Source organism: Haloarcula amylolytica JCM 13557 (assembly GCF_000336615.1).
GTDB lineage: Archaea > Halobacteriota > Halobacteria > Halobacteriales > Haloarculaceae > Haloarcula > Haloarcula amylolytica.
Genome location: NZ_AOLW01000006.1, coordinates 251,605 through 264,784, shown reverse-complemented (window position 1 = coordinate 264,784; position 13,180 = coordinate 251,605). Strand labels below are relative to the sequence as shown.

Genomic DNA, 13,180 nt, shown 5'->3' with positions numbered 1-13,180 from the left:
GTGCCGAAAAAACGGAGAAGTGATCGGTTGCGTCAGTCGTCGCTCGGTTCGACGGCACCGCCGCCGTAGCTCTCGCGGACGGTGCTGATGTTGTCGTACCCCTTCTTGACCAGCGCCAGAGCGAGGCCGATGAGGGTCAGTGCCAGAAGCGTCTGGATAATCGTTGCGAACAGTTGCACACCGCTCGCACCGCCCACGATAATCGTCTGGTAGATGTTCTGGTAGAACGCGAGCCAGCCGAGGCCGAGCACGGTTATCGCCACCATGACGGCCATCGGTACGCCCGTGGAGTACAGCTGTTTGCTCTTGTCCCAGTTAGCCAGCCAGACCGTCGCGGTCAGCAGTGCGAGCGCGGCCAGCAGCTGGTTCGCACCGCCGAACAGCGCCCACAGGACGACCCACTGGCCGGAGATGACCATCACGTACGCGAGGACACACTGGATGATCGGGTTCGTGTACCGACCGCGGCCGAGTTCGCCCAGCGTCGAACGGATGCCGCCGCCCACGTCGAGGCCAGTCGACGTCTGGCCGGCCGGCAGGCCGACGATCTCTTCCATCATGTAGCGGCCGAGCCGGACAGCCGTGTCAGTAGACGTAAGCAGGAAGCTCACGAGGACGAGCGCCATGAACGGCGCGCCGAAGGACTGTGGGAGGCCGAGGCTCGTCAGGATGATGCCACCACCGGTCGCGAAGTTCGGCAGCGCCGCGCCGATACCGCCCGCGGGGTCGGGGAAGCCGGCGACCGCGAGCGTCGACAGCGCGACGGCCGCGAGCAGCCCCTCGCCGAGCATCCCGCCGTAGCCGATGAGGCGGGCGTCGGTCTCCTTATCGAGTTGCTTCGCCGTCGTCCCGGAGGAGACCAGCGAGTGGAAGCCGCTGATGGTTCCACAGGCGATGGTGATGAACAGCAGCGGGAACAGCGGGTACAGGCCCGCACCCTCGACGCCCCAGAAGCCGTTGAACGCACCCAGCGAGCTGTCGATGACCAGCGGCTGGCTCGACGAGCCGAGGATGGTCCCGACGATAATGGCGAGCAGCGCGCCGCCGACGCCGGTGTACAGCAGGAACGAGGAGAGGTAGTCACGCGGCTGGAGCAACACCCACACCGGGAGCGCGCTGGCGACGGCGGCGTAGGCCATGATGACCGGTATCCACGCCGCAGTGTTGCCGCCCAGTGCGCTCGCGCCAGGCACCCAGGAACCGCTCCCGCCGAGCAACACGATGACGGATATCTCCGCGGTCCGTTCGGCCGTCGGCTCGAACAGGGCAATCGGGAACTGAATCCCGGCGTAGACGCCGGCGAAAACGCCTGCGACGAACAGGACTGTGCCGGGGATGAACGGGCCGTTGAGCTGGTAAAGGTACACGCCGAACGCCAGCGCGAGGACGATGTAGACCAGCGACGCCGTCACCACCTCGGGATAGGCGTTGAACACGATCCCGACCACCAGCGCGAACACTGCGACGACGAGGATAATCGTCAGGAACGCGAACCACAGCAGCATGTTCTTCCCGCCCTCGCCGACGTACTCACCGACGATGTAGCCGATGGACTTCCCTTCGTGTCGGAGCGACCCCGACAGCGAGACGAAGTCGTGGACGCTGCCCATCAGCGGGTTGCCGATGGCGATCCACAGCAGTGCGGGAACCCACCCCCAGATGGCCCCCGCAGTAATCGGTCCGACAATCGGTGCCCCACCCGCGATACTGGAGTAGTGGTGACCCAGCAACACCGGTTTCTTCGACGGGACGTATTCCTGCCCGTCTTCGTACTTGTGTGCCGGAGTCTCGTTGGCGTTGTCGAGTTCGAGGAACCGCGCGAGGTACTTCGAATACCCCAGGTACCCCACGCTGAACGTCACCAGTACTGCCAGGACGATCCAGATTACCTGTGTCATGTATGTGCATGAATGGTAACCAACATCAAGCTATTAATAGTTATTATATATTTCTTATATATCTCAAATCCGTCAGAATACGCTCGGTCACACGGCTTCGACTATCAACGAAAATCTAATATCTGATTACTTATCGGTTATGCGCGGCCCACACATGAGCGGCGGGTCGCCGGCTCAGACGAACGTCGGTGCCTCGGCGTCCGTCTCGACGTCGAATTCGGCGGCGACATCGTCGAGCAGGTCGCCTTTCACCTCCGCCGTGCGGGTCGTGATTTCCGCGACCAGCGGCGGGTCGAGCGTCTCTCGGACCTCCTGAAGCCGCTCGTTCTCAGTGGCGACGCGGTCCCTGAGATAGCGGGCCCCGCGGCCGTTTTCGTCGGGGTCCGGTTCGGGCGTGAGCTTGTTCGCGACGAGGCCCCGAACCGAGAGGTCGCGCTCACGCATCTCGGCGATGGCGCGCCGCGTCTCGTTGACCGAGAGCTGGTCGGGATTGAGCACGAGGAAGAAGGCGGCGTCGGCCTGGAGCGCGCCGCCGGCGAACTCGAAGAACTCCTTGCGGTCCTGCAGGCGGGCAAGCACCGGGTCGCCGTCCATGACGCGCCGGGGCTCGTTGCTGCCGATAGCGGCCTTCTCGAAGAGGTCGATGCTCTTCTCGCGTTTGTGCATCAGCCGGTCGATCCACCCTTCGAGGAACTCCGGCAGGCCGAGCAGGCGGAGCGTGCTGCCGGTCGGGGAGGTGTCGAAGACGACCCGGTCGTACGGGTCGGCGTTGCGCATCACGTCGACGAAGCGGTCGAACAGCGCCGACTCGTAGGCCCCCGGCGTCTGGTGGGCCATCTCGAGTTGCTGGTTGATCTCGTTGACCATCGCCGCCGACACCTGCTCGGAGAGGTCGTTGCGGATGCCGTCCAGGTGGCGCTGAGCCTCGGTCTCCGGGTCGATCTCCATCGCGTCGAGGCCGTCGACGCCCTCGACGGACTCCGGGTCGTCGCTGAACGACTGGTCGAACACGTCGGTGACGGAGTGGGCAGGGTCCGTCGAGACGACGAGCGTATCCAGGCCCGCGCGTGCGGATTTCACTCCGTACGCACAGGAGACGGTGGTCTTGCCGACCCCGCCCTTGCCGCCGAAGAAGACGAACGGCTCCATCAGAAGTGGTACTGCTGTCCCTTGCGTTCGATGTACGAGCCCCGGTCCCACAGCCGCCGCTCCCAGGCCTCGAAGGTGTCTTCGAGGTACGGCAGCAGTTCGGCGGTGTAGTACGACACCGGCGAGGGGATGCCGAAGGCGTCGGGGAAACAGGCCAGCATGAACGCGTCCTCGATGTCCTCGGCCTCCTTCTCGATTTTCTCGTAGGCCGGATGCGTTATCATGCCGTGGTACAGCCCGCGGGCCCACTCCCGCAGCGTCCGGCGAAAGCGCTCGATTCGGTCGGCCAGTTCCATCGTGGGTCGTGTGTGCGAGAGGCACGGAGTAAAAGCTGTCGCAGTTACCCGTCGACAGCGCCCATGCGTATGGCCGGACGCGGTCGTGTTTGACTACTGGAAACGAGGCGCGATTTGAAGGGAGCCGGCCCACAACGGGAGGTATGCGCGACACCATTCCCGTCACGATTCTCTCCGGGAGCCTCGGGGCCGGGAAGACGACGCTGCTGAACCACCTGCTGACCGAGGCCGGCGACCGCGACATCGCCGTCCTCGTCAACGATATGGGGACGGTCAACGTCGACGCCGAACTCATCGCGGAAGGGTCGGAACTGGACGTCGACGACGGCGTCGCGGAGCTATCCAACGGCTGTATCTGCTGTGAACTGCAGGACGACCTCGAAACGGCGGTCGTCCGGCTGGCGAACGACCGGGACTTCGACGCGCTCGTCGTCGAGTCCTCTGGCATCTCCGAGCCGGCACCGGTAGCGCGGCTGTTCACTACCGAGTCGCGCGTGGCCGCGCTGTATCGGGTCGACACGCTCGTGACCGTACTGGATACCCGACTGTTTCTCGACTCATTCGCCGGCGAGACGCCGGAGCGCCGGGGGGCCGTGGAAGCGAGCGCCGATGGGGATACCACCGACGCAGCGGCCGCCGACGCCGACCGCCCGCTCTCGGATTTGATGGTCGAACAGGTCGAACTGTCGAACCTCGTTGTGATGAACAAGACGGACCTCTGTACGGACGCGGAACTGGACGAAGCCGAAGAGTTGGTACGGGCGCTCCAGCCCGACGCCGAGACCATCCGAACGACCTTCTCAGAGGTCGCTCCCGACCGGCTGTTCGACCGCAAGCTGTTCGATCAGACCGAAATCAACGACCTGCCGGGCTGGAAGCGAGCGCTGGCCGACGCTGGGCATAGCCATGGCGAAGACGGCCACGACCACGGTGTCGAGGGTGATGCAGACGACACCGGCCACGGACACGACGGCCACCACCATCCCGAGGACGTGTACGGCGTCACCTCCTACACCTACCGCCGCCGCCGGCCGTTCCACCCCGACCGGCTCGCCGACGTGCTGCGGGACCTCCCGTCGGGTGTCGTCCGCTCGAAGGGCACCGTTTGGCTGGCGGGCACCGAGCGCCGCGTCGTCATCGGCCAGGCCGGCCCCTCGATACGGGCCGAAGCACAGGGACCCTGGATCGCGAGCCTGCCCGAAGTCGAGCGGGATATGTACCGCTCGAACCGGCCGGAACTCGACTGGCACGACGAACACGGCGACCGCCGGACTGAACTGGTGTTCATTGGAACAGACTACGACGAAGACGCCCTTCGGACGGCGCTCGACGACGCGCTCGTCACGGACGAGGAATGGACGGACAGCGAGTCGCTCACGGGGCCGTTCCCGGCAGAACAGGGGGATGAGACGGTTATCCGGAGCCCTTAGCAGGCGCAGTCACGACCGGCCGCACGCTCGAACCGCATCTCCTCGCCGCAGTCCGGACAGACCGGTTCGCCCTCCAGTTCGACATCCCTGATGCGAACGCCGCAGTCGTCACACCAGTACGCCCCCTTGGACCCGTCGTCCGGCCGGGACTTCGTGTCCGACTGTGACGTGAGTGCGTCCTTGACGCTGTCGAGGATGCTCATGATCGTATATTGAAATTACGGCTACTAAACGTACCGTGGTTGTGTGCAGTCGTCTCACGACCAGCGCCGAACGGGCCGGATGCGCCGTCGCCGGCTCACGCACCGGGTACGTCGGCCGCCAGGTCTTCGATAGCCCGCTCTAGCTCGTTGCCGCGCTTCCAGACGGCGATGCGGTCGGCAAAGGGGAGCGGCAGGTTCAGCGAGACGGTCGAGCGCATCGTGAGTCGAGACCCGTTCTCTTCCGGCGTGACAGTAATCTGCGTCTCCAGATGGTCGAAGGGGCCGACCTCGCCCTCGGCGGTGTACCGGAGCCCGTCGTCCCGCGATTCGAAGCGCAGCGGGACCGACATCCCGGGGCCGGCGGCAGTAACCAGGGTTCCCGTATCAGTCTCTTCGACGGCCGTCACCGTGAACGTCCCCTCCGCCGCGACGACCGCCTCCGGCGAGAGCGTGCGGTGGACAGCCGGCGGCCGCGCCATCACGAACCGAGAGCGTTCGACCTCGCGCATACCAGTCCACATGCGTACCGGGGTAGTAAATCACAGGGCCAGCGGAGCCGAGACGGCAACCAGCAAGACAGCGAAGCCGATACCGATGTAGATGAGCCGCTGAAATCGGAGTTCCGGGGCGATCTGTACCCAGGGCGGCGGGGCCGTCCAGACCAGACGGTGGTACGCGACGGCGGAGACAGCGACGGTGCCGGCTGTCGCAACGGTCAGGCCGGCCCACACTGGCAGCCCGTACGCGAGGCCGTACAGCGGGCCGACGGAGAACAGCAGCATCACCGCCGTCGCGGTACAGACGAGAAACGGGACCGGGTCGACCGGGTCCCCATGACGGTTTTGAACGTTCATACGCCCGTGTTGGGCTCCGAGCGTGTTTAGTTGCGCGACTCGACCGCGCCCGGCCGGAGCGGACAGGACGGGCACGCCGGGCACTGCCAAAGAGCTAAGGGGCGTCCCGTCCGTGTTCGTGGGCATGAGCGACGCGGACGGGTTCGAGGAGGGGGCGAGCGGGTCGCAGGGTGACCCGCGGGTACTCATCGCGATGAACGTCGTACTCTCGACGGTGTTTGCGGCCACTATCGTCTGGGGGCTGAGCGTCATCGGCGCGGCGGAACTGACGGCTATCAACGTCGCGACCGGCGCGATACTGCTGTTCGCACTGACCTATGCCATTACGCTCCAGTAGCGGGCCAACGGAACGATCGCGACGCTCGGCTTACTCGGGGTCGTACGGGTGGACGTCGTCCACCGCGGGCGCGCCGACGACGAGCGTCCGTACTGATTCGGTCGCCGACTCGGGGTTGTGCGCCCGCTGGGGGCTGTCCGGTTCGACGACGAACGCCTCGTCTTCGCCGACCTCGTAGGTCTGCTCCGGCGTCTCGACGGCGAGCGTCCCCGAGAGGACGTAGAACAGTTCCTCCTGATTATCGTGGTAGTGGTACGCGAGCGGGATATCCTCGCCGGGAGCGACCTCGTAGACGTTCACGGCCGCGTTTTCGAGACCGGCCGCGTCACTGATGGAGCGCTGGACACTGGGTCGGTCCGGTGTCGGCTCGATGTCGTCGACCGCGAGGTGGTGATAGCCCATACCACTACTGTCGACGGCGACCGAGGTAAAACGACTGCTACCGACTGGAATCAGTCCGTGGCCTCTTCGGCGTCGACTGACTCTGTTTCGTCGGTTTCGAGGCGGACAACGCGAGCCTTCATGATGCGCGTGTTCTCGACCTGTTCGACACGGATTTCAACACCGTCGTAGGTGATGGTCTCGCCCTCCTCGACCAGTCGGCCCGCCCGGTTGAAGATGAAGCCGGCGATGGTCTCGAACTCCTCGCCTTCGGGCAGTTCAAGGTCCAGTGCCTCGTTGACCTCCTCGATGTTGACCTCGCCTTTGACCGTGACCGTGTCGTCGTCGACGTACTCGATCGGCTCTTCCTCTTCGCCTTCGAGTATCTCGCCGACAATCTCCTCGGTCAGGTCCTCCATCGTCACCAGCCCCTCGGTGGTCCCGAACTCGTCGATGACGATGACCATGTGGAGGCGCTCGGCCCGCATCTCGGTCAACAGGTCGTCGACGTTCTTCGATTCGGGGACGTGCAGGGTCGGCTCGATGAGGTCTTCGAGGTCCATATCGCGGGCCAGCGCCTCGCCGTAGTTGAGGTCCCGAACGAGGTCGCGGATGTGGATGACGCCGATAACGTTGTCCAGACTTCCCTCGTAGACCGGGATGCGGGCGTGGCCGCTCTGGATACAGGTCTCCAGCGCTTCCTCGACGGAGGCGTCCTTGGCGACGGCCGTCATGTCCAGCCGCGGCGTCATCACTTCCTTGGCAATGGTGTCGTTGAACCGCAGCGTGCGCTGGAGCATCTCCCGTTCGTCCTCGTCGAGGACACCTTCGCGCTCTCCCGTCTCGATGATGTCCTGTATCTCTTCGCGGGTGACGTAGGAGGTCTCGATAGCGGAGCGCCCCCCGGTGATCTTGTTGACGACGCGCGTGAGGTAGTCGAACAGCAGGATGAGCGGGAGCAGCACCTTCTCGGCGACCTTGAGCGGCTTGGAGATGCGCAGCGCCCAGGATTCGGTATTCTCGACGGCGTAGCTCTTTGGCGCGCTCTCGCCGAACAGCAGCACGATAGCCGTGATTCCGAACGTCGCGACGGCGACGGCTTGCCCCTGTGAGAGATACATCGCCAGTAGTCCCGTCGCGATAGACGACATCGCGATGTTGACGAGGTTGTTCCCCACGAGAATCGTCACGAGCAGGCGATGGGGGTCCGCTTTGAGTTGCTTGAGCGTCTTCGCACCCGGCACGCCGTCCTCGACGAGTGACTCCGTCCGGTGTGCGGGCAACGAGAACATGGCGATCTCCGAGGACGAGAAGAACGCCGACAGGACGATGAGGAAGACGATAGTGGCGGTACCACCGACCAGCACCACGGTTTCGGGAATCATGACGCCGGCGTATTCGATAGCCTGCAACATCGCTGTAGACAGCTCAAACGGCGCAGGTGGATCCAGGGCCATCAACGGTCGAAGTTGTAATGGGTGCGGATTAAGGCTTGTCATGAAGGGGTTGTCAGCGAAGCCCTTACCCGGCTTTCACGCGTATCACTCCACAGAGTATGAGCGAGTCCGATATCACGCTGTACCGGTTGCAGGCGTGTCCGTTCTGTGAGCGCGTCGTCCGGAAGCTGGACGCCTACGACCTCGACTACCAGTCGCGGTTCGTCGAGCCGATGCACGCCGACCGCGACGTTGTCAAGCGACTGTCCGGCAAGCGGACCGTCCCGGCCATCGTCGACGAGAACACCGGCGTCACGATGTCCGAGAGCGCGAACATCGTCGCGTATCTGGAACGGACGTACGGAGAGGGTGAGGAGACGGCAGGGGGTGCGGCCTGATGGAACTCGATTTCGACGTCGTCGACCTCGACCCGGTCGACCACCCCGAGGAAGGCGACACCGCGCCGGATTTCACGCGCCCGCTCGTCAACGACGAGTTCTGGGAGGACGAGTCGCTCGCGTCGCTGTGTGCCGACAGCGACCGGGTCGTCCTCGTGTTCCACGCGATGGACGGCGCGTTCCCGGCGACGTACATCTGGAACGAGATCCGCGACCGCGCGTGGCACGAGCAGGCCACCGTCGTCGGCGTCTCCATCTCGACGCCGTACGAGCACAAGCAGTTGCTCGAAGAGCGGGATATCGAGGGGGACTACCGGCTGTTCTCGGACCCGGCCAACGGCGTCGCAGAGCAGTACGACATCGACATGGACCTCGACGGGATGGCCGGAATCGAGGAACCGCGCCCGTCGGTGTTCGTCCTCGATAGCGACCGGACCATCGAATACGCCTGGGTGGCCCAGGAGTGGCCCGACTTCCCGAACTACGACGAAGTCGAAGCCCAGCTCTGACGATGGCGACAGTCGACGACGCCGCGTCGGCAGTCCGCAACGGAGAGCTGGTCGTCTATCCGACGGAAACGGTGTACGGGCTCGGTGCGGACGCGCTCGACGCTGCTGCCGTGGAGCGCGTGTTCGAGGCGAAAGGCCGCGAGCGCGACAAGCCGGTGTCGATGGCCGTCCCCGATGTCGAGTCCGCCCGCGAGTACACGCGCCCGAGCGACCGCGAACTGGCGTTCATGCGTGAGTTCCTCCCCGGCCCGGTCACCGTCGTCGTCGAGCGCCGCGACGCAGTGCCGGACGTGCTGGTCGCCGGCCGTGACCGCGTCGGGGTTCGGGTCCCCGACCACGACCTCGCGCTCGAATTGCTTGCCGAAACCGGGCCGCTAACCGCCACCAGCGCCAACATCTCCGGTAACCCCAGCGCCCGCACCATCGACGATCTCGACGCCATCCGTGAGCGCGCCGCGGTAGTACTCGACGCCGGCGAGACCGACGGCGGGACCGGGTCGACGGTGGTGAACGTCGACAGCGGGACGATACACCGCCGCGGCGCACACGCCGACGCCGTCGAGTCGTGGCTCGCGGCCCGGGACTGACTGGCGGGTCACTCGTCCAAGCCCTGCCGACTCACCGCAACATCGATCTTAGCGACCGCGTTTTCACCCCGCAGTCCTCACTGAACTCACAGGGCTGGCATTTGGCGTCGTTACGTACTCGCCCCGGTGGCCCGTCGATGCTGTCGGCGGTTCTGACCGCACGACGGTAGACGCCGGCCCGCCGTGCGTTCACCTCGATACGTCGGATGACGCCGTACGCCGGATACTCAGCGTAGGCGACGTCGATATTTCGATCGCGCTCCCAGGAGAGCGCCTTCGCAGCGGCGACTAACCGCACGGTCTGGGGATCCCAGACGCCCTCCTCCGGCGGTCGACCGGCGAACACGAGCGACGGCGCGGGGCCGTCCCGCCCTGCGACGACCTTGTGTGCGATACCGCGGGCGTCCTTCCCTTCGAGATACGCGTCCGTCGCCGCCGGCGCGACCAGCGCGTCCCAGTCGGCCAGGCGCTCTCGAAGCCCTCTGAGGCGGTCGCGGTACTCGTCCGGTCCCACTTCGATAGGGGCGGCCAGCAGGGCGGCGTCGTCGGTCAGCAGCCGCTCGTAATCGCGGGCGAGCCGGCGAACCGACTCGATTTCGTCTGGAATCTCGCTCGCACCGTCGCGGCGGCGGTAGTAGAGCTTTCGCGGACAGTAGGCGGCCGTTTCCAGTTCCCGGAACGTATGGGTCGACATGGCCCCGCCTGGTCGTGTACTCCTACAAGAAGGTTCGGCGGGACGGAACGGTCGTGTTTCGCACAGCCAGAAAGGCCCGCCATCTCGGCCGACCGCTAGCACAGAAGAATGCGCAGCGTTACATCGACACGTCAGCGCCGGAATCCAGCGAGTCGATGTCCTCAGTGGCTTCGTCGAGACCGTCTTCGCGGAGGCCGGCAGCGTGCTGTGTCGACAGCCCGGCGTCGGTGAGCACGTCCTCGAACTCGCTCTGGAACCGGTGGGAGACCCGGCGCGCGGCGTCCTGTGCGGCGACGACGCGGCGGTAGTGGGCGGCCCAGGACTCGTCGATGTCGAACTCGGCGGCGAGGTCGGCGACGGACGGGTCGTCGTCGGCGACGCGGCGGCGGAACTCGGCCAGGTCGAACGGTGCCTCTGTGTCCTCGTCGCGGAGGAGATGCAGGTCCAGCCGCGCCTCGACCACGTCAGGCTCGTCCGCGCCGATTTCGGCCGCGATGCCCGCATCGTCGCTTCCCTCGTAGAACAGTCGGACCACTGTCACCAGGGCCTCGTCGGCGAGTTCGGTTCGGAACTCGTACCGCTCGCGCATCCGCGCGATGATATCACCGAGTCGGTCCGCGACACCGGCCTCGTCAGTATCGGCCAGGGACCCTCTCGACGCTTCCTGAGACTCCGTCACAGCCTCCTCGTCGGAGACGTCCATGAAGATGTCACGGAGTTCTTCGGTCTTCTCGTCCATCGAACATGAAACTACTTCTCGGGAGTGATATATCTGTCGGATGGGCAACGTGACGCGGGAAAACTTTCAACAAATCCCTAATTCTCGCAAGACCGCGACGGGGCGTGGCAAGATTTAAGCGGACACGCAGTGCGTGTTACCGTATGTCATCTATACTCCAGACGACCACGCGCCCGACGTTCTGGCGTATCGGCGACGTGGGGAAAGCGCTGTTCTACTATCTGGCGGCGCTCGCCATCATCGTCTTTCTGTACGGTGTGTACGACCGCGTCACCCGCTATGCCCAGGGCAGCGACGACCCTTTCGACCGCCTGGACGAGTTGCCCCAGCGGACCCTCGCGGCGGCGCAGTTGGCGCTGTCGAACCGGAAGCAGTTGGACCGCGATACCGTCGCCGGCGTGATGCACGCGTTCATCGTCTGGGGCTTTCTGACGCTACTCATCGGGACGACGATTCTGGGTATCGACATGGACCTCTATCGGCCGCTGACCGGTGAATCCTTCTTCGTCGGCCAGTTCTACCTCTCCTACTCGTTCGTCATGGACGCGATGGGGCTGCTGTTCGTCGTCGGCGTCGGTGTCGCGCTGTGGCGGCGCTACGGCCGAAAACTCGACCGCCTCCACGACCGCCACACCTCCCGCGAGGACGACCTGTTTCTGGGCGCGCTGTTCGTGCTGGGCGTCGGCGGCTACCTCACCGAAGGCATCCGGATTCTCGGCACCTCGACGGTCCGGGACGTCTCCTTCGAGACGGTGAGCTTCGTCGGCTGGTCGGTCAAGGAAGTGTTCGTTATGGCCGGGATGACGCCAGAGATGGCAGCGGGCGCGTACCCGTTCGTCTGGTGGAGCCACTCGCTGGTCGCGCTGTGGTTCGTCGCCTGGATTCCCTACGCGAAGCCGTTCCACATGCTCTCGTCGTTTGCCAACCTCGTCGCCCGCGACGAGAAAGCCGGCGTGCGACTGCCGGGCGTCCCGGCCGACGCTGACCCCGACGACATCGGCCCCAGCGACATCGACGACTTCTCCTGGAAGCAACTGCTCGACCACGACGCCTGTACCAAGTGTGGCCGGTGCTCGTCGGTCTGTCCAGCAAAAGCCTCCGGGCGGCCGCTGGACCCGCGAAACGTCATCCTCGACCTGAAACGCTACCGCGAGGAGCGCGACGCCGGCGGCGAGGACGTGCCTATCATCGCCGACGGCGGCACCTCGGTCATCGACGCTCACACGATGGAGTCCTGCATGTCCTGTATGGCCTGCATGGACGCCTGCCCGGTCGATATCGAACACGTCACGCAGTTCACCGAGATGAACCGCCGGCTCACCGAGGCCGGCGAAATGGACGAACACGTCCAGGACGCGATGATGAACGTGTTCCAGCACGGCAACACCTTCGGCGACCCCGAGCGCGCCCGGCCGGACTGGACCGAGGACCTCGACTTCGAGGTGCCGGACGCCCGCGACGAACCGGTGGAGTTCCTCTGGTACGTCGGCGACTACCCAAGCTACGACGAGCGCAACCAGAAGATAGCACGCGCGCTGGCTCGCGTCTTCGAGGCCGCCGGCGTGGACTACGGCATCCTCTACGAGGCCGAACAGACCGACGGCAACGACGTGCGCCGGGTCGGCGAGGAAGGGCTCTACGAGATGCTCGTCGAGGACAACGCCGAAGCGATGCTGGACTGTGAGTTCGACTCCATCGTCACGACGGACCCCCACGCTTACAACACGTTCATGAACGAGTACCCCGAGTTCGAGGCCTGCGAGTGGGGCGAAGACGACGTGTTCCACTACACGCAGGTCGTCGCCGACCTCGCCAGTTCGGGCGCGCTCGGTCTCTCGGGCTCGGAACTGGACTACACCGTCACCTACCACGACCCCTGTCACCTCGGGCGGTACAACGGCGAGTTCGAGGCCCCGCGGGACCTCATCCGCGCGACCGGAGCCGACCTCCACGAGATGCCCCGCAACAGGGACGACTCCTTCTGCTGTGGCGGTGGCGGCGGCGGCCTCTGGATGGACCTCGAAGAGGAGAGCAAACCCAGCGAGGAACGCCTGCGCGAGGCCCTCGAAGACACCGAGGCGGGCGCGGCCGTCGAGAAGTTCGTCGTCGCCTGCCCGATGTGCATGACGATGTACGAGGACGGGCGCAAAACCGGCGGCTACGAGGACGACATCGAAATCGTCGGGGTCACGGAGCTACTCGCTGAAGCGGTCGGGGACGCGGGAGTCTGACCGCTCGGATGTGAATTTCCAAGTAGCTGAAACGAAAA

At 65.2% G+C, this 13,180-nt stretch carries 16 protein-coding genes; 6 read left to right on the top strand and 10 right to left on the bottom strand.

Annotation, left to right across the window (positions count from 1 at the left end):
• Positions 1-32 precede the first annotated feature (32 nt).
• The 3 genes from C442_RS01610 to C442_RS01600 form a co-directional block, all read right to left on the bottom strand.
• A complete protein-coding gene (locus C442_RS01610; protein WP_008307285.1) occupies positions 33-1,898 on the bottom strand; it encodes a carbon starvation CstA family protein in 1,866 nt (621 codons plus the stop codon).
• Positions 1,899-2,072: 174 nt separating this feature from the next.
• Positions 2,073-3,047, bottom strand: coding sequence for an ArsA family ATPase (locus tag C442_RS01605; protein WP_008307284.1), 975 nt, complete (start codon positions 3,045-3,047; stop codon positions 2,073-2,075).
• Positions 3,047-3,343 carry a hypothetical protein gene (locus C442_RS01600; RefSeq protein ID WP_004959670.1) on the bottom strand — a complete coding sequence of 99 codons (297 nt, stop codon included), beginning with the start codon at positions 3,341-3,343 and terminating at the stop codon, positions 3,047-3,049. The genes C442_RS01605 and C442_RS01600 overlap by 1 nt, the downstream gene beginning before the upstream one ends.
• A 143-nt stretch (positions 3,344-3,486) precedes the next feature.
• Here C442_RS01600 and C442_RS01595 point away from each other — a divergent pair, with 143 nt between their 5' ends.
• Complete coding sequence (locus tag C442_RS01595; protein ID WP_008307279.1) at positions 3,487-4,773, top strand: CobW family GTP-binding protein; 1,287 nt, start codon at positions 3,487-3,489, stop codon at positions 4,771-4,773.
• Here C442_RS01595 and C442_RS01590 read toward each other — a convergent pair.
• The 3 genes from C442_RS01590 to C442_RS01580 form a co-directional block, all read right to left on the bottom strand.
• Complete coding sequence (locus tag C442_RS01590) at positions 4,770-4,976, bottom strand: hypothetical protein (protein WP_008307276.1); 207 nt, start codon at positions 4,974-4,976, stop codon at positions 4,770-4,772. The genes C442_RS01595 and C442_RS01590 overlap by 4 nt on opposite strands.
• A gap of 95 nt (positions 4,977-5,071) precedes the next feature.
• On the bottom strand, positions 5,072-5,485 hold the full coding sequence (locus C442_RS01585; protein ID WP_008307275.1) for a hypothetical protein: 414 nt from the start codon (positions 5,483-5,485) through the stop codon (positions 5,072-5,074).
• Between the two features lie 30 nt (positions 5,486-5,515).
• Positions 5,516-5,830, bottom strand: coding sequence for a hypothetical protein (locus C442_RS01580; RefSeq protein WP_008307274.1), 315 nt, complete (start codon positions 5,828-5,830; stop codon positions 5,516-5,518).
• Positions 5,831-5,954: 124 nt separating this feature from the next.
• On the opposite strand from C442_RS01580, the gene C442_RS01575 reads away from it, so the two are divergent.
• Positions 5,955-6,167 (top strand): hypothetical protein, encoded by a 213-nt coding sequence (locus C442_RS01575; protein ID WP_008307273.1) that lies wholly within the window; start codon positions 5,955-5,957, stop codon positions 6,165-6,167.
• A gap of 30 nt (positions 6,168-6,197) precedes the next feature.
• Here C442_RS01575 and C442_RS01570 read toward each other — a convergent pair whose 3' ends face one another.
• Positions 6,198-6,569: a cupin domain-containing protein gene (locus C442_RS01570; protein ID WP_008307272.1), complete on the bottom strand. Its 372-nt coding sequence runs from the start codon at positions 6,567-6,569 to the stop codon at positions 6,198-6,200.
• Between the two features lie 50 nt (positions 6,570-6,619).
• Positions 6,620-8,005: a hemolysin family protein gene (locus C442_RS01565; protein WP_008307271.1), complete on the bottom strand. Its 1,386-nt coding sequence runs from the start codon at positions 8,003-8,005 to the stop codon at positions 6,620-6,622.
• A 98-nt stretch (positions 8,006-8,103) separates the two neighbouring features.
• On the opposite strand from C442_RS01565, the gene C442_RS01560 reads away from it, so the two are divergent.
• The 3 genes from C442_RS01560 to C442_RS01550 are packed head-to-tail and all read left to right on the top strand — an operon-like array spanning position 8,104 to position 9,478.
• A complete protein-coding gene (locus tag C442_RS01560; protein ID WP_008307270.1) occupies positions 8,104-8,382 on the top strand; it encodes a glutathione S-transferase N-terminal domain-containing protein in 279 nt (92 codons plus the stop codon).
• Positions 8,382-8,891, top strand: coding sequence for a redoxin domain-containing protein (locus C442_RS01555; protein ID WP_008307269.1), 510 nt, complete (start codon positions 8,382-8,384; stop codon positions 8,889-8,891). The genes C442_RS01560 and C442_RS01555 overlap by 1 nt, the downstream gene beginning before the upstream one ends.
• Positions 8,892-8,893: 2 nt before the next feature.
• Positions 8,894-9,478, top strand: a complete 585-nt coding sequence (locus tag C442_RS01550) for an L-threonylcarbamoyladenylate synthase (protein ID WP_008307268.1) — start codon at positions 8,894-8,896, stop codon at positions 9,476-9,478.
• Positions 9,479-9,509: 31 nt separating this feature from the next.
• Here the strand turns inward: C442_RS01550 and C442_RS01545 are convergent, their stop codons facing one another.
• Positions 9,510-10,172, bottom strand: coding sequence for a CRISPR-associated protein Cas4 (locus C442_RS01545; RefSeq protein ID WP_008307267.1), 663 nt, complete (start codon positions 10,170-10,172; stop codon positions 9,510-9,512).
• Positions 10,173-10,290: 118 nt separating this feature from the next.
• Positions 10,291-10,911, bottom strand: coding sequence for a hypothetical protein (locus C442_RS01540; RefSeq protein ID WP_008307266.1), 621 nt, complete (start codon positions 10,909-10,911; stop codon positions 10,291-10,293).
• Positions 10,912-11,054: 143 nt separating this feature from the next.
• Here C442_RS01540 and C442_RS01535 point away from each other — a divergent pair, with 143 nt between their 5' ends.
• Positions 11,055-13,142: a (Fe-S)-binding protein gene (locus tag C442_RS01535; RefSeq protein ID WP_008307265.1), complete on the top strand. Its 2,088-nt coding sequence runs from the start codon at positions 11,055-11,057 to the stop codon at positions 13,140-13,142.
• The last annotated feature ends 38 nt before the right edge of the window (positions 13,143-13,180 follow it).